The sequence below is a fragment of the Saliniramus fredricksonii genome, assembly GCF_900094735.1.
Classification (GTDB): Bacteria; Pseudomonadota; Alphaproteobacteria; order Rhizobiales; family Beijerinckiaceae; genus Saliniramus; species Saliniramus fredricksonii.
The window spans coordinates 700,836-727,119 of record NZ_FMBM01000002.1 but is presented as its reverse complement, the minus strand read 5'-3'; the positions used below and the strand labels follow the sequence as shown (position 1 = coordinate 727,119).

General features: G+C 65.2%; 25 protein-coding genes. 12 read left to right on the top strand and 13 right to left on the bottom strand.

Translation table 11 applies throughout. The features are described 5' to 3' along the window. The first annotated feature begins 159 nt into the window (after positions 1–159). Complete coding sequence (locus GA0071312_RS10025) at positions 160–1,125, top strand: hypothetical protein (RefSeq protein ID WP_131817768.1); 966 nt, start codon at positions 160–162, stop codon at positions 1,123–1,125. 113 nt (positions 1,126–1,238) lie between these two features. On the opposite strand, the gene dgcN is transcribed toward GA0071312_RS10025, so the two are convergent. Further along, positions 1,239–2,252, bottom strand: coding sequence for an N-acetyltransferase DgcN (gene dgcN / locus GA0071312_RS10020; RefSeq protein WP_074446075.1), 1,014 nt, complete (start codon positions 2,250–2,252; stop codon positions 1,239–1,241). Between dgcN and GA0071312_RS19965 the strand changes: the two genes are divergently transcribed. After that, positions 2,238–2,408 (top strand): hypothetical protein, encoded by a 171-nt coding sequence (locus tag GA0071312_RS19965; protein WP_165604006.1) that lies wholly within the window; start codon positions 2,238–2,240, stop codon positions 2,406–2,408. The two genes, dgcN and GA0071312_RS19965, sit on opposite strands and share 15 nt — an antisense overlap. A gap of 80 nt (positions 2,409–2,488) precedes the next feature. Further along, positions 2,489–3,796 carry an adenylosuccinate lyase gene (gene purB / locus GA0071312_RS10015; RefSeq protein ID WP_074444851.1) on the top strand — a complete coding sequence of 436 codons (1,308 nt, stop codon included), beginning with the start codon at positions 2,489–2,491 and terminating at the stop codon, positions 3,794–3,796. Between the two features lie 20 nt (positions 3,797–3,816). On the opposite strand, the gene GA0071312_RS10010 is transcribed toward purB, so the two are convergent. Continuing rightward, positions 3,817–4,347, bottom strand: a complete 531-nt coding sequence (locus GA0071312_RS10010) for a gamma carbonic anhydrase family protein (protein WP_074446074.1) — start codon at positions 4,345–4,347, stop codon at positions 3,817–3,819. A gap of 94 nt (positions 4,348–4,441) precedes the next feature. Next, complete coding sequence (locus GA0071312_RS10005) at positions 4,442–4,768, bottom strand: DUF6949 family protein (RefSeq protein ID WP_074444850.1); 327 nt, start codon at positions 4,766–4,768, stop codon at positions 4,442–4,444. A gap of 109 nt (positions 4,769–4,877) precedes the next feature. On the opposite strand from GA0071312_RS10005, the gene GA0071312_RS10000 reads away from it, so the two are divergent. Beyond that, positions 4,878–5,603: a hypothetical protein gene (locus GA0071312_RS10000; RefSeq protein ID WP_074444849.1), complete on the top strand. Its 726-nt coding sequence runs from the start codon at positions 4,878–4,880 to the stop codon at positions 5,601–5,603. A 37-nt stretch (positions 5,604–5,640) separates the two neighbouring features. Here GA0071312_RS10000 and GA0071312_RS09995 read toward each other — a convergent pair whose 3' ends face one another. The 4 genes from GA0071312_RS09995 to GA0071312_RS09980 all read right to left on the bottom strand — a co-directional run bounded on the left by GA0071312_RS09995 (position 5,641) and on the right by GA0071312_RS09980 (position 8,493). After that, entirely contained in the window at positions 5,641–5,838 is a 198-nt protein-coding gene (locus GA0071312_RS09995; RefSeq protein ID WP_414706522.1) for a DUF3126 family protein, read from the bottom strand. A 109-nt stretch (positions 5,839–5,947) separates the two neighbouring features. Beyond that, positions 5,948–6,796 carry a serine O-acetyltransferase gene (gene cysE, locus GA0071312_RS09990; RefSeq protein ID WP_074444848.1) on the bottom strand — a complete coding sequence of 283 codons (849 nt, stop codon included), beginning with the start codon at positions 6,794–6,796 and terminating at the stop codon, positions 5,948–5,950. 42 nt (positions 6,797–6,838) lie between these two features. Beyond that, positions 6,839–7,729 carry an alpha/beta fold hydrolase gene (locus GA0071312_RS09985; protein WP_074444847.1) on the bottom strand — a complete coding sequence of 297 codons (891 nt, stop codon included), beginning with the start codon at positions 7,727–7,729 and terminating at the stop codon, positions 6,839–6,841. Beyond that, entirely contained in the window at positions 7,726–8,493 is a 768-nt protein-coding gene (locus GA0071312_RS09980; RefSeq protein ID WP_074444846.1) for an alpha/beta fold hydrolase, read from the bottom strand. The genes GA0071312_RS09985 and GA0071312_RS09980 overlap by 4 nt, the downstream gene beginning before the upstream one ends. A gap of 218 nt (positions 8,494–8,711) precedes the next feature. On the opposite strand from GA0071312_RS09980, the gene dapD reads away from it, so the two are divergent. The 4 genes from dapD to GA0071312_RS09960 all read left to right on the top strand — a co-directional run bounded on the left by dapD (position 8,712) and on the right by GA0071312_RS09960 (position 16,177). Then, a complete protein-coding gene (gene dapD, locus GA0071312_RS09975; RefSeq protein ID WP_074444845.1) occupies positions 8,712–9,554 on the top strand; it encodes a 2,3,4,5-tetrahydropyridine-2,6-dicarboxylate N-succinyltransferase in 843 nt (280 codons plus the stop codon). Between the two features lie 14 nt (positions 9,555–9,568). Continuing rightward, positions 9,569–10,762: a succinyl-diaminopimelate desuccinylase gene (gene dapE / locus GA0071312_RS09970; protein WP_074446072.1), complete on the top strand. Its 1,194-nt coding sequence runs from the start codon at positions 9,569–9,571 to the stop codon at positions 10,760–10,762. A 122-nt stretch (positions 10,763–10,884) separates the two neighbouring features. Next, complete coding sequence (gene pepN, locus GA0071312_RS09965) at positions 10,885–13,530, top strand: aminopeptidase N (RefSeq protein ID WP_074444844.1); 2,646 nt, start codon at positions 10,885–10,887, stop codon at positions 13,528–13,530. 346 nt (positions 13,531–13,876) lie between these two features. Beyond that, positions 13,877–16,177 (top strand): PAS domain-containing sensor histidine kinase, encoded by a 2,301-nt coding sequence (locus tag GA0071312_RS09960; RefSeq protein WP_074446071.1) that lies wholly within the window; start codon positions 13,877–13,879, stop codon positions 16,175–16,177. Positions 16,178–16,192: 15 nt separating this feature from the next. Here the strand turns inward: GA0071312_RS09960 and panB are convergent, their stop codons facing one another. Together panB and GA0071312_RS09950 are read right to left on the bottom strand one after the other, a co-directional pair. Beyond that, the gene (panB, locus tag GA0071312_RS09955) at positions 16,193–17,035 is read right to left on the bottom strand and encodes a 3-methyl-2-oxobutanoate hydroxymethyltransferase (RefSeq protein WP_074444843.1); all 843 of its coding nucleotides are present in this window, start codon (positions 17,033–17,035) and stop codon (positions 16,193–16,195) included. Positions 17,036–17,045: 10 nt separating this feature from the next. Then, entirely contained in the window at positions 17,046–17,633 is a 588-nt protein-coding gene (locus GA0071312_RS09950) for an NnrU family protein (RefSeq protein ID WP_074444842.1), read from the bottom strand. A 252-nt stretch (positions 17,634–17,885) separates the two neighbouring features. Between GA0071312_RS09950 and GA0071312_RS09945 the strand changes: the two genes are divergently transcribed. Continuing rightward, a complete protein-coding gene (locus tag GA0071312_RS09945) occupies positions 17,886–19,538 on the top strand; it encodes an AMP-binding protein (RefSeq protein ID WP_074444841.1) in 1,653 nt (550 codons plus the stop codon). Positions 19,539–19,546: 8 nt separating this feature from the next. On the opposite strand, the gene GA0071312_RS09940 is transcribed toward GA0071312_RS09945, so the two are convergent. From GA0071312_RS09940 to GA0071312_RS09930, 3 genes are all read right to left on the bottom strand, one after another. After that, positions 19,547–20,113 (bottom strand): ActR/PrrA/RegA family redox response regulator transcription factor, encoded by a 567-nt coding sequence (locus tag GA0071312_RS09940; RefSeq protein WP_074444840.1) that lies wholly within the window; start codon positions 20,111–20,113, stop codon positions 19,547–19,549. Between the two features lie 65 nt (positions 20,114–20,178). Then, a complete protein-coding gene (locus GA0071312_RS09935) occupies positions 20,179–21,594 on the bottom strand; it encodes an ActS/PrrB/RegB family redox-sensitive histidine kinase (protein ID WP_420819961.1) in 1,416 nt (471 codons plus the stop codon). A gap of 51 nt (positions 21,595–21,645) precedes the next feature. Then, the gene (locus tag GA0071312_RS09930) at positions 21,646–22,374 is read right to left on the bottom strand and encodes a cytochrome c biogenesis CcdA family protein (RefSeq protein ID WP_074444838.1); all 729 of its coding nucleotides are present in this window, start codon (positions 22,372–22,374) and stop codon (positions 21,646–21,648) included. Positions 22,375–22,504: 130 nt separating this feature from the next. Here GA0071312_RS09930 and GA0071312_RS09925 point away from each other — a divergent pair, with 130 nt between their 5' ends. After that, complete coding sequence (locus GA0071312_RS09925; protein ID WP_074446070.1) at positions 22,505–23,539, top strand: P1 family peptidase; 1,035 nt, start codon at positions 22,505–22,507, stop codon at positions 23,537–23,539. Between the two features lie 26 nt (positions 23,540–23,565). Here GA0071312_RS09925 and GA0071312_RS09920 read toward each other — a convergent pair whose 3' ends face one another. Then, the gene (locus GA0071312_RS09920) at positions 23,566–23,787 is read right to left on the bottom strand and encodes a hypothetical protein (protein ID WP_074444837.1); all 222 of its coding nucleotides are present in this window, start codon (positions 23,785–23,787) and stop codon (positions 23,566–23,568) included. Positions 23,788–23,990: 203 nt separating this feature from the next. Between GA0071312_RS09920 and xseA the strand changes: the two genes are divergently transcribed. Further along, on the top strand, positions 23,991–25,601 hold the full coding sequence (gene xseA / locus GA0071312_RS09915) for an exodeoxyribonuclease VII large subunit (protein ID WP_074444836.1): 1,611 nt from the start codon (positions 23,991–23,993) through the stop codon (positions 25,599–25,601). Further along, entirely contained in the window at positions 25,598–26,284 is a 687-nt protein-coding gene (locus tag GA0071312_RS09910) for a class I SAM-dependent methyltransferase (protein WP_238947168.1), read from the top strand. The genes xseA and GA0071312_RS09910 overlap by 4 nt, the downstream gene beginning before the upstream one ends.

The following is a 26,284-nucleotide window of genomic DNA, read 5'->3' as shown; positions in this document are numbered from 1 at the left end:
GGCCCCGAGCCTGCCTCGAAAGCCGCGCCATAACAGGCGCGGCTTTTTACTCTTCAAATACATGCAAAATTATTATACAATATGTATATTAAATATTTTTATTGACTAGGAAAAAATTTTTATATATAGTTAATTCGAATTTGAATGGGAGTTTGAGTTATGAGCAATAATATTGAATTAAATATGACAGGCCCCAACGTCGCTTCAAATTTTCAACCGACTACTCCTGGCATAGGTTGGCTTGATGGGGCCGTTCACCACGACTCTAATGATCAAGCATATCAACGCCCTACGCAACGCGGCCGCCAGGATCCCGGCTATGGTCCAGATGAGGCGTACAATGGCAATCTTGTCGCCACCTACCAGCCAAGCTCGAGCTCGAGCGATTGGCCCATCACTGCGGGGCAGGAGCTCACTTCTATGCTCACGCCCGCGTATCCGAACCAGGCGTCGTTGCTTGCGCTCAAGGAGCGCCTCCTGTCGCAAGCCGGCGGTGATGCGATGCTTAACAAGGAAGAAGGTGCAAAAGCCCTGCGTATCTCTGAGCAGCAGATGGATTTGATCATCAAGAATCTGGGTGGCGCCGATGCCACTTCTGTCTCCGTTGAGCAGGTCATGGAACATTTCGAAGAATACGCCAATCAGGATCCGCTTCAGCTTATCACCGACAGTGGCATCAACGCGGCAATCATGGATATGATGGGCGGCCTCGGCAATTTCGACGTCTGGGCCGGCGAGGATGATCACATCAACCAGAACGAATTCTGGGGCCTTGCGCAGGCACTCAGCGATGGACTGACCGTCAATGATGAAACATTCAATATCGAGCGCCCGGAAGCCAACGCAATTTTTGCGCAGCTTTCCGGCTCAGATGGCCTGATTGATCGCAACGAGCTCGCTCCGATTGCCGAAGTTCAGGAAGACGGGACTTTCGACTGGGAAGCCGCCCAACAACAGCTCGTCGAACGCGCGGCAGCGGTCGGTCAAGTCGGGTCCGGCAACAATAACGGGCAAAGCGGCTCCGGTAGCACCGGGTTGCCAGGCGCTCACCCACAACCGGACAACAACTGGGTTTATTTCGACCCCGACAGCACCTTCGACAATACCGGCGGCGACGATCCCTGACCGCCGTACCCCGTTTCGGGCCCCTGCCGCTCACTCCCGATACATCGGGGGCCCGTCGAGGCCGCGCTCTTTCGAGAGCGCGGCCTTCGCCGTTTTATCACTCATCTCGCGGCTCACCCCTTGCCGAAACGCGCCTTGATCTCCGCGACGATTCCCTCCACGCCGAAGCGCACCGGGTCGGTCGCGGGTAATCCGTAAGTCTTTTCGATCCTTGCGAGCTCGTCGCGGGCCTCCGCCTCGTCAAGCGCCTGCGTGTTCACCGCGATGCCGACGCAGCGGATGGCGGGATTGGTGAGGCGGCCGCAGGCAATGGTCATGTGGATGACGTCGCCGATCGTCGGCAGCGGGGTATTCACGCCGCGCATGTTGCGCCGGGTCGGCTCGTGGCAGACGACGAAGGCATCCGGCTGGGCGCCGTGCAGCAGGCCGAGCGAGACGCCGGCGAAGGAGGGGTGGAAGAGTGATCCCTGCCCTTCGATCAGATCCCAGTGATCGGGCTCTGCTGTCGGCGAGATCCATTCCACCGCGCCGGAAATGAAATCCGCCACCACGGCGTCGATTGCCGCGCCGCGCCCGGAAATGAACACGCCGGTCTGGCCGGTGGCGCGGAAATCGGCATCGAAACCGGCATCACGCATGCCTTTTTCCAGCGCGAGCGCGGTGTATTTCTTGCCCACCGAGCAATCCGTCCCCACCGTCAGGAGCCGCATGCCCGGGCGCTTGTCGCCCTTGCCGGTGGCGAAACGCTCGTTGCTCATGCGCACATCGTGCAGCTTGCGCCCGTTGCGCTGCGCCGCCGCCGCGATCTCGGGAATATCACCCAGACGCATATGCAGGCCCGACGCCACGTCGAGGCCGGAATCGAGCGCATCGACGATGATCGACACCCAGTCATCGGGCAGCACGCCGCCGGCATTGACGACGCCGATCACCATGGTCCTGACGCCCCTATCGGCGGCCTCGCGCGGGTTCATGTCGGGGAGCTTCGCATCCGCGTTGCAGCCGGGAAGCCGCATCTGGCCGATGCACCATTCCGGGCGCCAGTCGACGATGCCGAGCCCGGTCTTGGCCGCGAGCGCATCGCGGGCATCGCCCAGGAAGAGGAGATATGGATGTTCGATCTGCATGGATTCCCCGCTCGCTTGCTGCGCCTGCCGGCGCTTGTTCTGCTTCAAAACTGCGCGAAAGCGCGCGCCATGCAAGCCCCCGCGTGGCGTTTTTTGTCGAAAGCCCGCCTGTGCCCCCGCGCGCGCGTCATCATTGGTGGGTTGCGCAAGGGGTAAGATTGTGAACCGCCCCGGTTCGTGCTAACGCCGCGCCATCAGGTCGAGGCGATGCGCCTCCCGCAACGCAGAGTGAGACGATGATCGAGCGCTACGCCCGCCCGGAAATGACCGCCATCTGGTCGCCGGAGACGAAATTCCGCATCTGGTTCGAAATCGAGGCCCACGCCACCATGGCCTTGGCCGAAATCGGCGTGGTCCCGCGCGAGGCCGCGCAGATCGTCTGGGAAAAAGGCTCCGCCGCCACCTTCGACGTGGCGCGCATCGATGCGATCGAGCGCGAGGTCAAGCACGACGTCATCGCCTTCCTCACGCATCTGGCCGAGATCGTGGGGCCGGAGGCGCGCTTCGTGCATCAGGGCATGACCTCCTCCGACGTGCTCGATACCTGCTTCAACGTGCAGCTCACCCGCGCCGCCGACCTCCTGCTGGCCGATCTCGATGCGCTGCTCGCCGCGCTGGAACGCCGCGCATTCGAGTACAAGCTGACGCCGACGATCGGGCGCTCGCACGGCATCCATGCCGAGCCGACAACCTTTGGCCTGAAGCTCGCCCAGGCCTATGCCGAGTTCGACCGCTGCCGCAGCCGCCTCGTCGCCGCGCGTGCAGAGATCGCCACCTGCGCCATTTCCGGCGCCGTCGGCACCTTCGCCAATATCGATCCGCGCGTGGAGGAATACGTGGCCGAGAAACTCGGCCTCACACCCGAGCCGGTTTCCACCCAGGTGATCCCGCGCGACCGCCACGCCATGTTCTTCGCCACGCTCGGTGTGATCGCCTCCTCGATCGAGCGGCTGGCCACCGAAGTGCGCCATCTCCAGCGCTCGGAAGTGCTGGAGGCGGAAGAGTATTTCTCCCCCGGCCAGAAGGGCTCCTCGGCCATGCCGCACAAGCGCAACCCGGTTCTGACCGAGAATCTCACCGGTCTCGCGCGCATGGTACGCTCCTACGCCCTGCCCGCCATGGAGAACGTGGCGCTCTGGCATGAGCGCGACATCTCGCATTCCTCCGTCGAGCGCATGATCGGCCCGGATGCGACGGTGACACTGGATTTCGCGCTCGCGCGCCTCACCGGGGTGATGGACAAGCTGGTCGTCTATCCCGAAACCATGCAGAACAATCTCGACCGCTTGGGCGGGCTGGTGCATTCGCAGCGCGTGCTGCTGGCGCTCACGCAAAAGGGCGTCTCGCGCGAGGATTCCTATCGCCTCGTGCAGCGCAACGCCATGCCGGTCTGGCGCGGCGAGGGGGACTTCCTGACGCTGCTCAAGGCGGATCCGGAAGTCAGCGCGAAGATGAGCGATGCCGAGATCGCGGAATGCTTCGATCTCGGCTACCACCTCAAACAGGTCGATACCATCTTCACGCGGGTCTTCGGGCGCGCCTGAGGCGCGTCAATCGAGGCGCGTCAATCGAGGCGCGTCATGCCGGCAGTGAAGCGCTTCCAGTTTCTGACGTAACCTTCGGCGGAGCCGCGCAAACCCGCGATTGCCGCCTCGTCGAGGGTGCGCACGGCCTTGGCCGGGGCGCCGACGATGAGGGAATTGTCGGGAAATTCCTTGCCCTCGGTGATCAGTGCATTGGCGCCGATCAGGCAGTTGCGCCCGATCCGGGCGTGATTGAGGATCGTCGCGCCCATCCCCACCAGCGACCCATCGCCGATCGTGCAGCCATGCAGGATGGCGCGGTGGCCGATGGTGCAGCCGGCGCCGACGCTGAGCGGCGCGCCCATATCCGTATGCAGCACGGAATGCTCCTGGATGTTGGAGCCTTCACCGATATCGATCAGTTCGTTATCCCCGCGCAAAACCGCACCAAACCAGATCCCGACATCATCGGCGAGCCGGACCTTGCCGATGACATGCGCATCCGGCGCGATCCAGAAGCGGCCCACCTGCGGGGTTTGCGGTGCGACGCCGTCGAGTGCATAGAGCGGCATTCTGCGCCCTCCCTTTTGATTGTTCTGAAGCATCAGGGAAGCGGGCGCGGACATGGCGTGTCAAGCACCGCATGCGCAAACCGTTTCGAGCGCATCACCCGAACAGGAAGTGCAGGGCGTCGCGCACGAGCGATCCGGAGGCGAGGCTCCACAAACCGGCAATGATCGTCGCGGCCATGACGAAGCCGATGGGGCGATCCTCGTAGCGGCGTCCGCGCACGGTATTGCGCATGATGATGAAGGGAGCGGAGAATGCCAGCACCGGCAGGCTGGCGACCACGATCGGCCCCTTGCCGAGCAACAGGTTGAAGCTCGCCCGCCGGGCCGTCAGCGCCTCGAACATGCTGGCCAGCGCGCCAGCGAAGGCGAAGCCGACGAGGATCGTCACGAGGCTCGAAATGTTGGACGCATCAAAACTCATCGCGCTTTCCCGATACTCTCTCACCACCGTCCCGAACCAGAACGGCCAGTGTGCACCAGCTTTAACGAATGATTAAGCCTGATCGCGCGACAAGGTTAACGCGTGCAGCATGATCGCGCGGCGCGACACGGGGCGGGAAATGGCGCGGGAATCGGTCTTCTACAGGCAACCTCATCCGGCAATCGGGCAGCGCCAGGCTGGCCCGCCGCAAAAGCTGATCCGCGCCGATCTGCTGGTCCTGGTCCTGATCGTACTCGTCTGCGCGGCAGGCATCGCCGCCTTCAGCATGAGCCGGCATCTGCTTTTGCCGACAAAATCCGAACCGCAGGAGCCGATCATGCATGATCTGCGCTTCGCCGGACAGTCGCTGCGCGTGGCCGAGCACTGGCTCGCGATCAGCGACGGCGTTCCGGGGCGGTTGAGCCTGCGCATACCGCTTGCCGATATCATCGGAGATGCTGCCGCCCCCGAGGCACAGCTCATCGTCGCCCTCGCCGCGCCCGATCGCGCAGTGGCACCGGCGGATCGCCCGCGACTGATTTACGCGCGCTTCCTGTCGAGCGATGCCAGCACTTTCGGCGGCAATCTGGTGCGCCGTTCGTTTCGTGACGATACGCCCTATGCCGGAGAAGTGCTGCTGCTCGCGCCGCCAGAGGGCCGCAACTTCGCAGCACGTTGCGCCCAACGCGGCGACGGGCCCGTCGCGCCGACTTGCTCAGCGGAGCTGCGTCGCAACGGCCTCGACATTCAACTGCAGATGGCCAAAGCGGACGTGCGGCACTGGGAGCGTATCGTCCTCTGGCTGAACACGGATCTGCTCGCGCCGCACGAGTGAATCGGCGGCGCGGGATGGGCGCCTTGCCGGCGCAGGTTCAGTCTTCCAGATCCGTGTCCAGGATCGCCATCTGGAAATTGAACGAGCGATCGCCATCCTCGTCATCGAGGAAGAGCACGCCGATGAATTCCTCACCGATATAGACCTCGGCCGAATCGTCTTTCTTGGGGCGCCCGACGACACGGATCGCGTGATTTGCGAAAGTCTGGCGGAGATAACGCTCGACTTTCGCCATTTCGGATTTGTTCACCAGTTGCTCCGCTTTTCTGATTTGGGGACGCGAACGGCTTGCCATGTTGCGCGGGCCGGCGCAACCCGCCGCAGGCGGATCGCGTCACGCTGCGTCAGCGCCCCTGCTTCTCGGCCAGAATCTGGTCCATCGTCCGCGCCGGCTCGGCGCAACCCGCCGTGCCGACGACGCGGGCGGGAACGCCGGCGACCGTCGTATTATGGGGCACGGGTTCAAGCACCACGGAGCCGGCGGCGACGCGGGCGCAATGGCCAACCTCGATATTGCCCAGGATCTTGGCCCCGGCCCCGATCAGCACGCCGCAGCGAATCTTGGGATGGCGATCCCCGCTCTCCTTGCCGGTGCCGCCGAGCGTCACATCCTGCAGGATCGAGACATCGTCATCGACGCTCGCCGTTGCACCGACGACGAGGCCGGTGGCGTGATCGAGGAAGATTCCCTTGCCGATCGTCGCCTGTGGATTGATGTCGGTCTGGAAGGTCTCGGAGGAGACGCTCTGCAGATAGAGCGCCAGATCGCGCCGCCCGCGATGCCAGAGCCAATGCGCCAGACGATAGGTCTGGATGGCGTGAAACCCCTTGAAGTAGAGCAAGGGCTCGATCAGCCGCGTGCAGGCCGGATCCCGGTCGATCACGGCGATGATATCGGCGCGAAAGGCCGCGCCGATGCCCGGCTCGTCCTGGACGGCTTCCATATAGGTCTGGCTGATCAGATCCGCCGAGAGCGCGGGATGCGCCAGCCGCGACGCCACCCGGTGAATCACCGCCGCTTCGAGCGAGGGCTGATTCAGCACGCTGGTGAGCACGAAATTGGTGAGCGCCGATTCGTTGCGCGCAACCGCTTCAGCCTCATGCCGGACCTGATCCCAGATCGGATCGAGATTCCCGACCACGCCGCGCCGCTGCGAAACGGCGGCATCGCTCTTCGTTTGCGTCCGCGCCATCGGCCTGTCCTCCCGTTCTGCGCAATACGCGCATTCCTCTTATTATAAGCCTTGATCGAGCCGATCCAAGAAGCTTTCGACCGCATTGGAAAACACATCGTTGCGATCACCCGCCACCATGTGGCGTGCCTGCGCCACGTCGATAAACTGCGCATGCGGCACCAGTTCGCGAAACGCCTGCGCCGCCTCGGGTGTGACGAGTTCGCTGGAACCGCCGCGCACCAGCAGAACCGGAACCCGGATCGCACGGGCGCATCGATGTAAAGCCGCCTCCGATTCGCGCCAGTCGGCATTGACCGAGCCGGGCCCGTCGAGGAAAGCAGGGTCCCAGTGCCAGTACCAGCGCCCGTCATCGGCGCGGCGCAGGTTCTTGCGCAGACCGTCGAGCGAGCGCGGGCGGGGGCGGTGCGGCAGGTAGCGCGCCACCGCATCCGCCGCCGCGTCGATCGTCGCGAAACCCTCGCGCGCCTGCGCCATCATGAAGGTCTGGATACGGTCCACCCCGCGCGGATCCATCTGCGGCACGATATCGACGAGGACCAGCGCGCGAAAACATGGCGCGGCCTGCGGGTCGTCACCCAGCGCGAGGATCGAAGCGAGACCACCGAGCGAGGCGCCGATGGCGACGGGTGCCCGCCCGCCATCCTGCATCAGCACCTGCGCGACGCGGCGCGCATCGGCGCCGAAATCGCGAAAGCCGTAGGCACCGGAAGCGAGCCAGTCGCTCTCGCCATGGCCGCGCTGGTCGAGGGCGATTGCCCGCCAGCCGCGCCCGGCGAGGCGCTCGGCCGTTCCGCCCCAGGCGTGACGCGTCTGCCCGCCGCCATGCAGCAGCAGCGCCGTCGGGGCCGATGCGCGCGCAGCCTGCTCCCCGGCGAAGAATTCATCACCGACGAGGCGGTTGTCATGGGCTCCGGTGAAGCTGATCGTCACGCGCGTTCATCCAGGAATTGCAGCACACCGGCGCGGTGGGCCTTGTCGCCGACGGCAAGGTTGTGGTCGCGGCCGGGAATATCGAGCGCCTGCGCATCCGGCATCAGCGCCGCGAGCTTATGCGGCGAGCCGGCGATTTCGTCCTTGGTGCCGACGCTGATCAGGGTCGGCACCGTGATGCGCTCGATCTCGGCCCGGGTCAGCGTCTGGCGTGAGCCACGAATGCAGGCGGCGAGCGCCTTCAGATCGCTCCCGGTCTGCTCGGCGAAGAGGCGAAACATCCGCTGCAGCGGATCGGTGAGCTCGTCGGCGGAGGCGACTTCCATCGCATCGGCGATGCCCATCGGCAGGCCCACACCCTCGACGAGATGGATCCCGAGCCCGCCCATCAGCAGGCTGCGCACCCGGTCGGGATGGGCCAGCGCGAGATGGGAGCTGATCCGCGCGCCCATGGAATAGCCCATGACGTCGGCGCGGGGAATGTCGAGATGATCGAGCAGCCGGCGCGCATCCTCGGCCATGATGAAGCTGTCATAGGCGGCGGGATCATAAAGCTTCTCGCTCTGCCCGTGGCCGCGATTATCGAGCGCGATGACGCGGCGCCCGGCCCGCGCGAGCGTCTTCACCCACAGGGTGTTCACCCAGTTGACGGCATGGTTGGAAGCGAAACCGTGGATCAGAATGATCGGCTCGCCGCGATCCTCGCCCTCGGCGGCGACGTCGATGAAGGCGATGCGCACGCCGTCGGATGAAAAGCTCTGCATGGTCGATATGGCCCGAATGAATTGTCGTCGATCACGTGCGAAGCGGCTGCACCGCCTCGCACAGGGTATGGACCAGGCGCGCCCGTTTGCGCAATGGCCGCGATGCGACAGGCGCCATGAGCAAACCGCGTGGCGGGTCACGACTCATTCGCCTCTACCCAAGCCGTACGCTTGTTGCTAATGAGCGCGCAACAAACCGTCATGCCGGAGCGCTCATCATGTCTCACGCCGATCTCGCCGCCACCATCGATGCCGCCTGGGAGGATCGCGCCTCCGTTTCCGCCGCCACCACCGGCGCGGTGCGCGAGGCCGTCGAAACCGCCCTTGCCATGCTCGATTCCGGCAAGGCCCGCGTTGCCGAGAAGCAGGGTGATGACTGGGTCGTGCATCAATGGCTGAAGAAGGCCGTGCTGCTCTCCTTCCGCCTCAACGACATGGCAGTCATTGCCGGCGGGCCGGGCCAGTCGGTCTGGTGGGACAAGGTCGCCTCCAAGTTCGATGCCTGGGACGCGGCGCGCTTCAAGGAGGCAGGCTTTCGCGCGGTGCCCAATTGCGTCGTGCGCCGTGGCTCGCATATCGCCAAAGGCGTCGTTCTGATGCCGTCCTTCGTCAATCTCGGCGCCTATGTCGATGAGGGCACCATGGTCGATACCTGGGCCACCGTCGGCTCCTGCGCGCAGATCGGCAAGAACGTGCATCTGTCTGGCGGCGTCGGCATCGGCGGCGTGCTGGAGCCGCTACAGGCCAACCCGACCATCATCGAGGACAATTGCTTCATCGGCGCGCGCTCCGAAGTGGTCGAGGGCGTGATTGTCGGCGAGGGTTCCGTGCTCTCCATGGGCGTCTTCCTCTCCGGCTCGACGAAGATCGTCGATCGCACCACGGGCGAGATTTTCCGGGGCAAGGTGCCGCCCTACTCCGTCGTTGTCCCCGGGACGATGCCCGGCAAGCCCTTCCCCGATGGTACGCCCGGCCCGTCGCTCTCCTGCGCCGTGATCGTCAAGCGCGTCGATGCGCAGACCCGCGAGAAGACCAGCATCAACGAGCTCCTGCGCGACTGACCCGGAGCGGGATGATGACCAGCGACGCACCGGCACCCGATCTGCCCTCCGCACTCGCCTTCGCGCAGGCTCTGATCCGCTGTCCCTCAGTGACGCCCGAGGAAGGCGGCGCGCTGGGTGTTGTCGCCGATGCTCTGAAGCAAGCCGGGTTCACGATCTCGCGCCCGGTCTTTTCCGAGCGCGAGACGCCGGATGTGGAAAATCTCTACGCCCGCTACGGCACCAAGAGCCCGCTTCTGGTCTTCGCCGGCCATACCGATGTGGTGCCGCCCGGCGACGAGGGTGCCTGGCGGCATCCGCCCTTCGCGGGCGAGACCGAAGGCGGCATGCTCTACGGGCGCGGCGCGGTGGACATGAAGGGCGCCATCGCGGCGATGCTCTCAGCCGTGCTCGGCTTCATCAGGCGCCATCCCGATTTCAACGGTTCCATCGCCTTCCTGATCACCGGGGACGAGGAAGGCCCGGCGATCAACGGCTCGGTCAAGCTGCTGGAATGGGCGCATAAACGCGGCGAGCGTTTCGATCATTGCCTGCTCGGCGAGCCGACAAATCCGCACAATCTCGGCGACATGATCAAGATCGGCCGGCGCGGCTCGCTCACGGGCGCCATCACCGTGGAGGGCGTGCAGGGCCATGTCGGCTATCCGCATCTCGCCCGCAATCCGATCGACGGCATGGTGCGCCTGCTCGCCGCGCTCAAGGCCGCGCCCTTCGATACGGGCACCGCGCATTTCGACGCCACCAATCTCGAAATCACCACACTCGATGTCGGCAATCCGGCGACGAACGTGATCCCGGGCGAGGCGCGCGCCGTATTCAACGTGCGCTTCAACGATATCTGGACGCCCGAAACACTTGCCGCCGAGATCGACCGGCGGCTGCGCGAGGCGGCGGGCAACGAAGTCACCTACCGGCTCGATCTGGAGCCGACCAACGCGATCGCCTTCCTGACACCGCCCGACGCCTTCACCGGCTTCGTGCAGGATGCGATCGAGGCTCAGACAGGCATCCGCCCGCAACTCTCCACCACCGGCGGCACCTCGGATGCGCGCTTCATCAACAGCTATTGCCCCGTGGTCGAATTCGGCCTCGTCGGCCAGACCATGCACAAGGTGGATGAACACGTCGCCATTTCCGACCTCGAGGGGCTCGCGGCGATCTATCACGGAATTCTGATGCGCTATTTCAAGGTCGCTGCCACAAAATAGAGCCAGTCTCCGACCATTTGCAGAGCCGTTGTCGCATCACCTGCATTGGCGCGGCGGCATCGAACGCGCTACAACGCGCCGGATCCGGAAAGCCGGAACTCGCAACAAGCAACGGAGTCTTCATGCGTACCGAGAGCCCCCGCGCGATCCGCCTCGAGGAATACCGCCCGAGCGATTACCTGATCGACCGGGTCGATCTCGACATTTCCCTTGATGCGCATGCCACGAAGGTGCGGGCCATGCTCGCGATCCGGCCCAATCCGGAAGGCACGCCCGGCGCGCCGCTCACGCTCGATGGGGATGAACTCGCGCTCGAAGCACTCGCGCTCAACGGCGAGACGCTGGCGGAAACCGCCTATACCTGCCAGCCGGACCGGCTCACCATCGCGAACCCGCCCCGGGACGCGTTCAGCCTGACCATCGAGACGGTGATCGATCCCACCGCCAACACCAAGCTGATGGGGCTGTATCGCTCGAACGGGGTCTATTGCACCCAATGTGAGGCGGAAGGTTTTCGCCGCATCACCTATTTCCTCGACCGCCCCGACGTGATGGCAGTCTATACCACCCGCATCGAAGCTGCCCGCGAAGAGGCGCCGATCCTGCTGGGTAATGGCAACCCCGTCGCTGCCGGCGATCTCCCCGGCGGGCGTCATTTCGCCGTCTGGGACGACCCGCATCCCAAACCGTCCTATCTCTTCGCGCTGGTGGGCGGCGATCTGGGCAGCGTCACGCGCGACTTCGTGACGAAGGGCGGGCGCGCGGTGCGGCTGGCGATTTACGTGGAAAGCGGCAAGCAAGAGCGCGCGCATTACGCGCTGGACGCACTGGAGCGCTCGATGCGCTGGGATGAAGACGTGTTCGGGCGCGAATACGATCTCGACGTGTTCAACATCGTCGCCGTTTCCGATTTCAACATGGGCGCGATGGAAAACAAGGGCCTCAACATCTTCAACGACAAATACGTGCTTGCCTCGCCAGAGACCGCGACCGATGCCGATTACGCGCATATCGAGGCGATCATCGCGCATGAATATTTCCACAACTGGACCGGCAACCGCATCACCTGCCGCGACTGGTTCCAGCTCTGCCTCAAGGAGGGCCTGACCGTCTTCCGCGATCAGGAATTCTCCAGCGACGAGCGCTCGCGCGCGGTCGAGCGCATCAACGCGGTGCGCACCCTGCGCGCGCGCCAGTTCACCGAGGATGCCGGCCCGCTGGCCCATCCGGTGCGCCCGCGCGAATACCGCGAGATCAACAACTTCTACACGGCGACCGTTTACGAGAAGGGCGCCGAGATCATCCGCATGCTCAAGATCCTGCTCGGCGACGACGCCTTCGCCTGCGGCATGGATCTGTATTTCGCGCGCCACGACAACGAGGCCACCACGGTCGAGGCTTTCCTTGCCTGTTTTGCGCGAGCCTCGGGTCAGGACCTGACGCATTTCGCGCTCTGGTACGAGCAGGCCGGCACGCCGCGTGTCGTCGTCTCGAGCCATTACGATTCCGACAAGCGGCAATACCGCCTCGATTTCGCGCAATCGACCCCGTCCACACCAGGCCAGCCGACGAAGGATCCGCTGGTCATCCCCATCGCGCTCGGCCTCGTCGATCATGATGGCGGGGCGCTCGATCACCGGGCGGAAGGCCTGAGCGACGGCGTCTTCGTGCTGCGTCATTCCAGTGACAGCCTGATTTTCAGGGATGTCGACGCGCGCCCCGTGCCAAGCGTGCTGCGCGGCTTCTCCGCGCCGGTGCGGCTGAGCCTCGATCTCGACGATACCGGTCTCCTGACGCTGGTGCGCCATGACAGCGACGCCTTCAACCGCTGGCAGGCGGGCCAGAATGTCGCCACACGGCTCCTGACGCGCGCGGCCCGCGACGAGGGCGATGCCGCCGGCGAAACCGCCACGCAGGCGCTGGCCGAGGCGCTGGGAAGCTTTCTCGATGCGCAAGCCGCGCAGGATCCCGCCTTCGCAGCCTTGATGCTGACCCTGCCACCGGAATCGGAGATCGCTCAGGAGATCGGCAAGGATGTCGATCCCGACGCGATCCACCGGGCTCGCGAAGCCCTTCGCGACACGATCGCGCGCGCGCTCGCGCCACGCCTCGAGGCCCTGCGCGCGATACCGGTCGCAGCCGGCCCCTACAGCCCGGATGCCGCGTCCGCCGGTGTGCGGGCACTGCGCAACATCGCACTCGACCTCCTGGTCAAGGCCGATGCTGCGGGAATCATTGAAGCGCTCGCAGCCCAATATGACAATGCCGACAACATGACGGATCGGCTCGCCGCCCTGACCAGCGCCGTCCATAGCCCGACGGTGCCGGACGCCCTGCGTCAGCGCCTGCTCACCGATTTCCGCAACCGCTTCGACGACGAGCCGCTGGTCATCGACAAGTGGTTCGCGCTGCAATCCGGCCGCGCCGAACCCGACACCCTCGCCGCAATCGCCGAGCTGATGCAGGATACCGCCTTCTCCATCAACAACCCCAACCGCGTGCGCGCGCTGATCGGCGCCTTCGCCATGAACAATCCGACCCAGTTCCACCGGGCGGACGGCGCGGGCTATGATTTCCTCGCCGATCAGGTGATCGCGCTCGATGCGCGCAACCCGCAGGTCGCGGCCCGCTTGCTGACCGCCTTCAATTCATGGCGCATGATGGAGCCGGGACGGCGGGCGAAGGCGCAGGCGGCGCTCGAACGCGTCGCATCGCGTGACGGCCTGTCCGGCGACGTCGCCGATATCGTGCAGCGCACGCTCGACTGACTTGATCCCGGTTCCGGGTGATTTGCCTCCGCAGTGGATAATTCGCAGTGCGGCAGCCTCATTGTGCGCTGCCGCAATTCCGGGATTGTGACGCCTTGCGCGCGAATCACCGGACAGACGTTTCGGTCCGACTTCACGGCCATCACGAATAGATTCGAAATTCCAAAGCCTTGAATCATACTCAGTGCGAGCGCTTCAAACCGTGCGGCGTAGAATTTCGCGAACCTTAAAAATTGCTGAATGCAAGTCTGGACAAAAATTTTCTACAGGATTCTATTATGTGTGATTCGGGCAGATGCGGCACGTCTCCCGGGACCAGATAACCGAACACCATGGGGGTCTGCGCATGACCGGCGCGGAGACAACGTGCGCTTCTGCGCGCGGCGGGAGCATATTGGGCGTCATCGGGGCTGGCGCTCACCCGGCACTCGGACGGCTCGAGCGCGCCGACCCATGGCTCAAGCGCGCCGTTCCCGTCCTGCTCGGCATCTTCCTCATCACTCTCGGCACCACCGTCTTCCTCCAATCCCGCAGTGATCATCAGGCGGCCCTTGTCCAGGCCGCGACCGAAGCCACGCTCATCGGTGAGCTGGCAGTCAACAGCCTCGTCGACAGGTCCGAACATGCGCGTCAGGCCGGCCTCGACACATTCATGCAGGAACTCCCCCCCGAGCTCGACCGGACAGGCCGTTTTCTCGCCCTGGCCGATCGCGATGGTGCAATTCTCGGAATTGCCGGGGGCAAATACCGGCCTGCCGGCGTCAACACCCTGCACGACCTGCTCGGGCAGGATCCGGCCCTGCATGCCCTGAGCGCGGATGCCGGTGCCGTCTCCGCGACACTGCCCGATGAAACCGCCGTGATCGCCAGCCTGCATGCGCTGGGCGACGGCGCGCATCTTGCGGTGATCCATACGGCGCAGAGCATCCTTGCCGCGAGCCGGCAACGCAGCCAGTCACAGTTTTCACTGCTGGCGGCCACCATCGTCGTTCTGATCGGCCTCGGTGCCGCCTATTTCCTGCAAGCCTCGCGGGCGCGTACGGCGGACCATATCTGCCAGAAGGTCGGGCGGCGGATCGATTCCGCTCTCAACCGCGGACGCTGCGGCCTGTGGGACTGGGATATCGCACGCGGGCGCATCTACTGGTCGGATTCGATGTATGCCATGCTCGGCTATAGCCGCGAGGACGAATTCCTCTCCTTCGGCGACGTCAACGGCCTGATTCACCCCGACGACACGGATTTCTTCGCCCTTGCCGATGAACTCGCCGCTTCGCGCTCATCGGTGGTCGATCACGAATTCCGTATCCGCGACATACAGGGCCGCTGGGTCTGGCTGCGCGCGCGGGCCGAGCTCGTCGATGATCAGGATGACGGGTCGCGGCATCTGATCGGGATCTGCGTCGATGTCACCGACCAGCGCCAGCTCGCACAGCGCACCGCCGAGGCCGATATGCGCCTGCGCGACGCGGTCGATGCGATCTCGGAGGCCTTTGTGCTCTGGGATTCGGGAAACCGGCTGGTTCTGTGCAATTCGAAATTCCGCGAGTTGCACGGGCTCGACCATGCCAAAGCCGCGCCGGGCACCGCCTATGCGCTGGTCATGGCGGAAGCCGATCAGCCGATCGTCGAGCAGGAACTGCCCCGCAATGCCGGACGCGAGACAGGAGCGCGCAGCTTCGAGGCCGAGCTCGCGGACGGGCGCTGGCTGCAGATCAACGAGCGCCGCACCGGTGACGGCGGCTATGTCTCCGTCGGCACGGACATTACCGCGCTCAAGCGCCAGGAGGAGCGCCTGCTCGATTCCGAGCGCCGCCTCAAGGCCACCATCAGCGATCTGCGCGTTTCCCGCCAGAAGCTCGAAACCCAGACCCAGCAACTCGCCGATCTGGCCGAGCGCTATCTCGAACAGAAGGCCGAGGCCGAGGGCGCAAGCCGCGCCAAATCCGAATTCCTCGCCAATATGAGCCACGAATTGCGCACGCCCCTCAACGCCATCATCGGCTTTGCGGAAGTCATGGAAAGTGGCGTCTTCGGTCCGCTGGGTAACGGCAAATACGGCGAATATTGCCATGATATTCGCTCATCGGGAGAATATCTGCTCTCGGTGATCAACGACATCCTCGACATGTCGCGCATCGAGGCCGGACGCATCAAGCTCGAGAAGCAGGATATCGCGGTGGATGACGTGATCGAGCGCGCATCGCGCATGATCGGCGAACTTGCCCGCGCCAAGGGGCTCGAATTCACCATCGAGAAAGCGCCCCAGGCCCGGCTCTTCGCCGACGAGCGCGCCATCCAGCAGATCCTCGTCAATCTCCTGCAGAATGCCGTCAAGTTCACCGAGGAGAACGGGCGCATCGCACTCAGAGCGCGCGTGGTCAACGATGCGATCAATCTCTACGTGGAAGATGACGGTATCGGCATCCCGCAGGAAGCCATGAAGAAGATCGGCCGCCCCTTCGAGCAGGTCGAGAGCGAGTTCTCGCGCACCTATCAGGGGTCCGGGCTCGGCCTTGCCATCGCCAAATCCCTCGCGGAACTGCATGGCGGCAATCTGCGCATCCGCTCGCAGGTCGGCATCGGCACGATCGTGCTCGTCCACCTGCCGCTCAACAGCTATCAGGCCCTGCCGCACGCAGCGTGACGGGATCGGCCTGGCTCAGGCTTTCTGATCGCCCTTGCGTTCGGGATAGGTCTGCTGCGGCGACGGAAAGCGCCGCTCACGCACCTCCTGCGCATAATCGGCAAGCGCCCGCTCGGCCTGCGCCCCGATCTCGGCATAGCGCCTGACGAATTTCGGTGTGCGCGGGGTGAGCCCCAGCATGTCGTCGAGCACGAGGATCTGCCCGTCGCATTGCGCCGAAGCCCCGATGCCGATGACAGGCACATGCACGGCTTTCGTGATCTCCACCGCGAGCGGCTCGGCCACGGCTTCGACCACAACGGAGAAGGCGCCGGCCTCGGCAATCGCCTGCGCATCGGCAATCATCTGCGGCCATTGCGCCCGCTCGCGCCCCTGCGCGCGAAAGCTTCCCAGCGTTGCGATCGCTTGCGGCGTGAGCCCGGTATGACCCATCACCGGAATGCCCCTTTGCGTGATGAAGCGCACGGTCTCCGCCATATGCGCCCCGCCCTCGAGCTTCACCGCGCCGCAGCCGGTCTCCTTCATGATCCGCGCCGCCGCCTCGAAAGCCTGCACGGGACCGGCCTCATAGGCAGCGAAGGGCAGATCGACCACGACCAGGGCCCGCGTCGAGGCGCGCATCACCGCCTGCGCATGCAGGATCATCATGTCGACAGTCACCGGCAGGGTCGAATCGTAGCCATACACCACCATGCCGAGCGAATCGCCGACGAGAATGACATCCGCCACCTGATCGACGAGCCGCGCCATTGGTGCCGTATAGGCGGTGAGCGCGACGATCGGCGCAGCTTCGGCATCGCCTTTGCGCGCGGCGATGTCCGGCGCCGTGAGCCGGCGGTTGGCCGATTGTGCCGACATGACGTTCTCCTCAGGCCGTGAAGACGGGCACCCCGATCAGCAGATAATGCAGCCAGAAGGCGAATGCGACATAGGCGACGAGCCCGATCACCAGCGCGATCAGGTCGTATTTCGCCTGCGGACGGGTCACCGGCGCGCTGACGGCGGAGGGTGCATCCTTGCGCCGCTTTACCGAAATCCGTGCGACCACGGCCCAGGCAAGCAGCGAACCGAAAAGAATGATCGAACCGAGATCGCCATTGGCGAGCAGATGCGCCAGCGCCCAGATCTTCACCGCAGCGAGCATCGGGTGCTTCGCCTTCGCCTTGATATAGCCGGGCATATAGGCGGCCGGCAGGAGGATGAAGGAGAACAGAACGAGCAAGGCCGCGAGATGCTGTGTCCAGATCGGTGGCCACCAGATCTGGATATAGCCGTCAGCGCGGTATTGCGCAAAACCGATCACGATCAGAACGAAACCGAGCAGTGCCAGAGCCGAATAAACGCCCTTGTAACCGTTCAGACCCAACTTCGCGATCACCGCCGCGCGCCGTTCACGCATCATCGTGAAGCTGTGGACGCCGATGAAGAGCACCAGCCCGAGAATCAATAACGCCATCTGTTCCTCCGGATCCCGAATGCAATGCTTCTAACGCGGAAACCCCGGCTTTGCGACCGCAAAAACGGCGCAGGCAAGCAGGCCAGCGCTGACGGACGGGTTCGCCTGCCCAAAATCCCCAGACCCGGCTTGTATGCGCGCGCTGGACAGCGGCACGCTGCTCGCGTTTGCCTGTCGGCGCCCAGAAGCGCATCGCGGCGCCGCCCGAGAGCGCGTCGCGGTCGCGACGAGAATGAAATCGGGAGAGATACCATGGCAGGCTTGACGCCGATTGCGCCGGATGCCGTACCGCCGCGCGAAGACTGCGTCCTGCGCGACATGCTCGAAGACCGTGCGCGCACGCATCCCGAGCGCGATTGCATCCGTTTCTGGCACGGGCGCGAGCGCGCGCCGGAAGTGTGGAGCTACGGCGAACTCCTCGACCGCGTGCGCGCACGCGCTTGCGCCCTCGCGCAGGCCGGCATCCGTCAGGGGGCGCATGTGCTGTGCTGGATGGGCAACGGCCCGGATCTGCTCGTGACCTGGTTTGCGATCAACTATCTCGGCGCCGTCTACATCCCGCTGAACACCGCCGCGCGCGGGCAATCCCTGGCGCAGATCCTCGACAATGCCGATGCCCGCCTGATGATCGCCCATCCCACCCTGGTCGCCCGGCTGCGCGAGATCGATCACGGTGCCCTGCGCGATGTCCTGACGGTCGCGGGCGATGGTGAACCCACCGCCATTGCCGGCCTCACCATCGCCCCCCTGCGCGACCCGGTCGGCATCGATGAGACCGCCCTCGCGCTCGAAGCGCCGATCCGGCCCTTCGACGTGCAGGCGGTGATGTATACCTCCGGCACGACCGGCGCACCCAAAGGCGTGCTCTTCACCTATATCCAGCATTACACGATGGGGCCGGAAGCCATCGAGGCGATCGGGCCCGATGATTGCTGCATGATCGCCGGGCCGATCTTCCACTGCGGCAGCACGCTCTATGTCCATGCGAGCCTCGCCCGCAGCGCGACCATGGCGATGATTCCGGAATTCCGCACGGGTGATTTCTGGCAGGCAATCCGCGATACCGGCTCCACGGTGGTGCTGCTGCTCGGCGTGATGGCGAATTTCCTGCTCAAGGCGCCGGCTGATGCGAAGGATCGCGACCACCCGCTCGCGAAGGTCTATATCGTCCCCTTCGGCGAAGACGCCCCGCGTTTCCGCGCGCGTTTCGGTGCCGCGCTCTACACGGTCTACAACATGACCGAGATCGCGAGCCCCCTCATCGCGGGACCGGGGATCGGAGAAGACGGCAATGATGCGGGCCTTGCAGGGATGCCGCGTGCGCCCTTCGAACTGCGTATCGTCGACGAGAACGACATCCCCGTCGCAAGCGGCGGCATCGGCGAACTGGTGATCCGCTCGCACCGCCCCTGGGCGCTGTTCGCGGGTTATTACCGCAACCCGCAGGCCACGGCCGAATCCATGCGAAACGGCTGGTTCCACACGGGAGATGCGTTCCGGCGGGACGATCAGGGCCGGTACTTCTTCGTCGATCGCATCAAGGACGTGATCCGAAGGCGCGGAGAGAATATTTCATCCTTCGCGCTCGAAGCCGAGATCACCGCCCATCCTGCCGTGCGCGAAGCGGTGGCGGTGGCGGTGGCGAGCGACGAGACCGAGGACGACGTCCTCGCCATCGTCACCCCCGTGGAAGGTAAAACCATCGACGCGGCGGAACTGGTCGCGTTTCTGGCCGAGCGCGTGCCGCATTTCATGGTGCCCCGCTATATCCGCGTGACACGGGATCTGCCCAAGACCGCCAGTGGCAAGCTGCAGAAACACGCGTTGCGCCATGACGGCGTGACGCCCGACACTTTCGATCGCGACGCCGCCGGAATCCGGCTGAAACGCGAACGCCTCTCCTGACGAAGGCGTCAGCGCGGAGCGCGTTTGGCCAGGATGCGCTGCAGCGTGCGGCGGTGCATGTTGAGCCGGCGTGCGGTCTCGGAGACGTTGCGTCCGCACAGTTCATAGACGCGCTGGATATGCTCCCAGCGCACGCGATCAGCCGACATCGGATTCTCCGGCGGATCGGCGCGCCCCTCCGGACCGGCCTTGAGCGCGGCATCGATCTCGTCCGCATCCGCCGGCTTGGCGAGGTAATCGAAAGCGCCCATCTTCACGGCTGTCACCGCCGTGGCGATATTGCCGTAGCCGGTGAGCACGACACCGCGCGCTTCCGGACGCCGCTCCTTCAGCCGGGTGATCACCTCGAGCCCGTTTCCGTCGCCGAGGCGCATGTCGATGATGGCGAAAGCGGGGGGCGCGGCGTCAACCTGCGCGATGCCCTCGGCCACGCTCTCGGCGACGGTCACCCGATAGCCACGGCTCTCCATGGCGCGGGCCAGGCGCGTCGAGAACGGGCGGTCGTCATCGACGATGAGCAGCGCGTTATCTCCTTCGATCACGGCATCCCGCTCGATTTCGGCCTCGATCATCATTCTCTCTCCTCGTCTCAAGGCGCGCTCTGCCGGCTTTCGATGCGCGAGCGCCGCCCTCGTTCGAATTACGTGCGGGGATCGCGATCCGATGACCCGCGCGTGCCGAAAACCTGTTCCGATTCCAAAATAGGCTCATCGGGCGCGTTATCCAGTTCCTGCATGTCGAAAGCGGGATCACGCCATTCGAAAGTTTCGCGCCGCCAGAGGATGCGCGCGATCGCGCCGTGCCCTGGCGCGGGCTGGTTGGTGAGTGTGAGTTGCGCGCCGGTGCGCTCGATCAGCGTCTTGGCGATGAAGACCCCCAGCCCGTGACCCTGCATGCGCTCGCCGCGCCCGCGTTTGTCCGCGCCCCGGCTCGTCACATAGGGCTCGCCCAGCCGCAACAGGATATCGGGGCGAATACCGGGCCCGTCATCGTGAATCTCGACGCGCACCTCGCGCGCATCCCAGCGCGCGATCACATGCACGTCGGAATCGGCAAAATCGACGGCGTTGTCGATCAGATTGGCCAGACCGTAGATCAGCCCGGCATTGCGCTGGCAATAGGGCTCGGCGCCCTCACCCCGGATATCGACATGCAGCGGCACACCGATACCGCGCTGCGGATCGACGATCTCCTCGATCAGATGCCCCAAGGTGATTCGCTCCAGAAACCCGCGTTTGTCCTCCGCACTCAGCGAGGTCAGCTTGCCGAGGATGGCGCGGCAGCGCTCGGCCTGATCGCGCAACAGGGCGAGATCCTCCGCCGTCTCCGTATCCGCCGGGGCGCGCCGGGCGAGCTCCTTGGCGACGACGGTGATCGTCGCGAGCGGCGTTCCCAGTTCATGCGCGGCGGCAGCGGCGAGTCCGTCGATCTGGGAGAGATGCTGCTCGCGCGCGAGGACCAGCTCCGTCGCGGCCAGCGCCTGCGCGAGCTGGCGTCCCTCCTCCGCGATGCGCCAGGCATAGACGCCGATGAAGGCGGCGCCGAGCAGGATCGCGAACCATTTGCCGCTGATATAGAGAAACGGCATCTGGAAAGTCTCGCCCGGTATCCAGGGCAATGGCAGATGCGCGAGCGCCAGCAGCGTCGCGCAGCCTACGGCAAGCAACCCCAGAAACAGCGTGCGCAAAGGCGGCAGGGCCGTCGCCGAAATCAGGACGGGGGCGAGGAAGAGCAGGCTGAAGGGATTCTGCAATCCGCCGGTGAGGAAGAGCAGCAAGGCGAGCTGGACGATGTCGAAGGCAAGCAGGCCCGTCGCCGTATCATCGTGCAGGCGATGGCTCGCGGGATAGCGGATGCGGATGGCGATGTTGAGGACCGCCGAGAGACCGATCAGCGTGAGGCAGGCGGCGAAGGGCAGCGTATAGCCGAGCCCGAAATGCACGCCGAACACCGCGAGGCTCTGCCCGGTCACGGCGAGCCAGCGCAGACGCACCAGCGTATCGAGACGCAGACGCCGGGCATTCAGGCTGAGATCTTGCGGATCGTAACTCATCACGCCCACAATCTAGCGCATGCGCGGGGGATGGGGATGGCCTTTGCGCGAAAATCAGCCCAGACGCCCGAGCACGGGGAAAGTCTCCAGCATCCAGAAGGCCATCATCTCGATACCGCCGGTCAGGAATGCGATTCCGGTGAGAACGAGCAAGCCGCCCATCGCCTTCTCGACCATGCCGAAACGGCTCTTCATGCGTTTGAGGAAATTCACGAAGGGCCGCATCGCGAAGGCGGCGAGGATGAAGGGAATGCCCATCCCGGCGGAATAGACCATCAGCAGGAAGGCGCCCTGCGCCACGCTCTGCTCCGTCCCCGCAACCGCGAGGATGGCGGCGAGGATCGGGCCGATGCAGGGCGTCCAGCCAAAGGCGAAGGCGAGCCCCATCACATAGGCACCCCAGAGGCCGACATTCGAACCGCCCTGGAAACGCGCCTCGCGATAGAGCAAGGCGATGCGGAAGACGCCGAGGAAGTGCAAACCCATCAGGATGATGATGACCCCGGCAACGATGCCGAACAGATCCATGTATTGCCGCACCAGCTGCCCCAGGGCGGAAGCCGTGGCACCGAGCAGGGTGAAGACGGTGGTGAATCCCAGAACGAACACGATCGCCGTTCTGATCGCCCGTTTACGCAATTCCGGATCATCCGAATCCTCGATCTGATCCAGCGAGGCGCCGGCCAGATAGGTCATGTAGGGCGGCACCAGCGGCAGCACGCAGGGCGACAGGAAGCTGATCAATCCGCCGGTGAGGGCGGCCAGTATCGAAATTTCCATCATGCCCCGCTTCTAGCTCCCGATCACGCGCAGGAAAAGCCACCACGGCACGCTCTCGCGGCCTCGTGATCCTGCGTGATAGACTGTTTGCGACACGGTTCCATTGGGAAAGATCAATAAGGGGCGCATCAGGATGACGCAGCGCAGCGAAACAGGCCTGCCGACGAGCCTCACCGGGCCGACCAACAGCCTCGCCGATATTCCCGGTCTGCGCCTCGGCCAAGCCCATGACACGGCACTCGCCTCGGGGGTCAGCGTCGTGCTTTTCGACGAACCGGCCACCGTCGGCACCTCGGCGCTCGGCGGTGCTTCGGCAGGGCGCGATCTTGCCGCCCTGGCGCCCGATGCCACGGTAGAGACCGTCCACGCACTCGTCCTCTCCGGCGGCTCGGGATACGGACTCGACGCAGCTTCGGGGGTCCAGGCCTGGCTGCGAGCACGCGGTATCGGTTTCCGCCTCGGCGCGGCGCTGATCCCGATCGTGCCACAGGCGATCTGTTTCGATCTGCTCAATGGCGGCGACAAGGATTGGGGCCGCTACCCGCCCTATCGCGAACTCGCTTATACGGCCTGCGAGGATGCTGGCGCGCGGGTGGCGCTCGGCTCGGTCGGCGCGGGATACGGGGCGACGACGGTCGACCTGAAAGGCGGCGTCGGCTCCGCCTCGGTACGGCTCGCGAGCGGTCACATGGTGGCGGCGCTCGCGGTGGTGAACGCTGTGGGCTCGACATTAATCGAAGGCGGGCCGCATTTCTGGGCGGGCGGGCTCGAAATCGGCGACGAGTTCGGCGGGCTCGGCTGGCCACTGACACCGCCCGGCGCCCGTCATCGCCCGCATTGGAAGGGCGGGCCGCAACCGGGCACCACCCTCGCCATCATCGCGACCGATGCCGCCCTGACCAAGGCGCAGGCCACGCATGTCGCCATCGCCGCGAATGACGGACTCGCCCGCGCGCTCGACGTCACCCACGCGCCCTTCGATGGCGATACGATCTTCGCCGCCGCGACAGGGGCGCGTCCACTTGCCGACCCGGTTCAGGATCTGACCATGATCGGCGCCATGGCGGCCAACGTCCTGGCCCGCGCGATCGCGCGCGGCGTGTTCACGGCGACATCTCTTCCCCATGAGGGCGCCCTTCCCGCCTGGCGGGATCGCTTCGGCGGTTGACGGTGCGTGCCCGATACCGCAATGCGTCACGCACGGTTTTGGGCATGGTCGAGCGTCTCGGCCTCGACCTGATCGGCACGCAGGCGCCAGTCAGGAATCCGTTCCAGCTGCCGGAACTGCCCCTGCGCATCATCGACAGCGCCAGCCTCGCATTCGGCCTGGACATCGAACCAGCGTTGGCAGATCAGTGCTTCGTGCCCGGTCGCGTCACAGACACGTTTCAGAAATCGTACGCGAAACAACGGCATGGCGCCCTCCAATGTTGCGCCCCCCGATCAGCCGGGACGTTCGCGCCCTGTCTGACCGTGGAAGATTGCCCCAACGGAAGGAGGGGATCAAGCGAGTCCTGCCCCCCGGAGACCACGATCAGGGTTTTCACTCAGGGTTTTCGCGCCAGAATTCTCACGCCGGTGATTTTCATTCGCCCCCGAATCTGCGCTACAAGGAAAGCATGAACCAGCCTGTCTCCAATGCCGCCGAATTTACCGTCTCCGAACTCTCCGGCGCGCTCAAGCGCACCATCGAGGATGCGTTCGGCCATGTTCGCCTGCGCGGCGAGATTTCCGGCTTTCGCGGCCCGCATTCCTCGGGCCATTGCTATTTCTCGCTCAAGGATCAGAATGCGCGCATCGACGCGGTGATCTGGCGCGGGATCTATGGCCGCCTGCGCATCAAGCCGCAGGAGGGGCTGGAAGTGGTCGCCACGGGGCGGATCACCACATTCGCCGGCAAATCCAGTTATCAGATCATTATCGACACGATCGAACCCGCCGGCGTCGGCGCGCTGATGGCGCTGCTCGACGAGCGCAAGCGCAAGCTCGAGGCGCAGGGCCTGTTCGCGCCGGAACGCAAGCGCCCCCTGCCCTATCTGCCGCGCGTGATCGGCGTCGTCACCTCGCCGACCGGGGCGGTGATCCGCGACATCCTGCATCGCCTGCAGGACCGGTTTCCGCGCCACGTCCTGGTCTGGCCCGTGCGCGTGCAGGGCGAGACCAGCGGCGAGGAAGTGGCAGCCGGCGTGCGCGGGTTCAATGCGCTCGAACCCGGCGGCGCCATCCCGCGTCCCGACGTGATCATCGTGGCCCGGGGCGGCGGCTCGATCGAGGATCTGTGGGGGTTCAACGACGAGGATCTGGTGCATGCGGTGGCCGGGAGCGCCATCCCCGTCATCTCCGCCGTCGGTCACGAGACCGACTGGACGCTGATCGACCTCGTCGCCGACCGGCGCGCGCCGACGCCGACGGGCGCGGCGGAAATGGTGGTGCCGGTGCGGCTCGATCTGCTCGCCACCGTGCATGATCTCGCCCATCGCCACGAGGATGCGATGCTGCGCCGGCTGGAGCGGCTGCGCGCGGATCTGCGCTCGGCGGCGCGCGCCCTGCCGACGCCGGACGAGATCCTGTCCACCAAGCGCCAGCGGCTCGATCTCGCCGGCGCGCGCCTGCCGGCGGCTTTGCGGGCCAATGCGCGGGGGCTGGAGCGGCGGTTCTCGCAGATCGGGCAGCGGCTGGAGCGCGCCTCCCCGCGCCTCGCCGCGGCCCGCGCCCGCGCTGCGCTCGATGCTGTCGGCGAGCGCCCGCGCCAGGCGCTCTCGGCCCTGACCACGCGGCTGCGCCCGCGCCTCGACGATCTCGGTGCGCGCCTGCGCTATCTCCACGCGGCGGGCCTGCGCGAGCGCCGGGCGTTGTTGGAAAGCCGCTTTTCGCTGCTGCGCAGTTACAGCCATGAGGCGACGCTCGAACGCGGCTTCGTGCTGGTGACGGATGGCGATGGCGCGCTGGTGCGCGACGGCGTCACTTTGCGCACGCATGATCCTGTCATCCTCACCTTCCATGACGGCGCGCGCGCTGCGCAGATCACCGATGGTGCCGACCCGGGATCCGGTGCGAAGCCGCCGGCACCGGACGATGCGGATACTGGAGCCCAGAGCACCAAAGCCGCGAGCCGGAAGCAAGCGGGCACGAAAGACGCCATGACCAAGCCTGCCATGACCAAGCCTGCCACGACCAAACCCGCTGCGCGCAAACCGGCGATCGGCCAGGGCTCGTTGTTCGATCTGTGACGAAGGTATTCGAACCGGATCCGGCCATCGACATCGCCGCGCAGCGCGAAGCCTTCATCCGCGCCCATACCCGCCTCACGCCGGTCTCGCACACGCCGGAGATCAGCCTCCATGTGGCGGATGAGGCCACGGCGCTCTGGGAGAAGACCGAGGAGGAACTCGGCGCGCTCGGCCTGCCGCCGCCCTTCTGGGCCTTCGCCTGGGCGGGCGGGCAGGCGCTCGCGCGCTACATCCTCGACAATCCGCAGATCGTGCGCGGCAAACGCGTGCTCGATTTCGCCGCCGGCTCGGGGCTCGTCGGTATCGCCGCCGCAAAGGCCGGAGCGGCGCGGGTGGAGAGCGCCGATATCGACCCTTTCGCGCTGGCCGCGATGCCACTCAACGCCGCCGCAAACGGTGTGACCCTCGAACCGCGCGGGACGGATCTGATCGGTTCACGGGAGGACTGGGACGTCGTTCTCGCCGGCGATATCTGCTACGAGCGCGACCTCGCCGCGCGCGTCATCGCCTGGCTGGAGGCGCTGCATCGCGCCGGCACCACAGTGCTGATCGGCGATCCGGGTCGGGCCTATCTGCCAAAGACGCTGACACGGCTGGCTGAATACAGCGTCCCCACGACGCGCGTTCTGGAGGATGCCGAGATCAAGCGCAGTGGCGTGTGGGGGTTTGCTGTACCGGGTTGA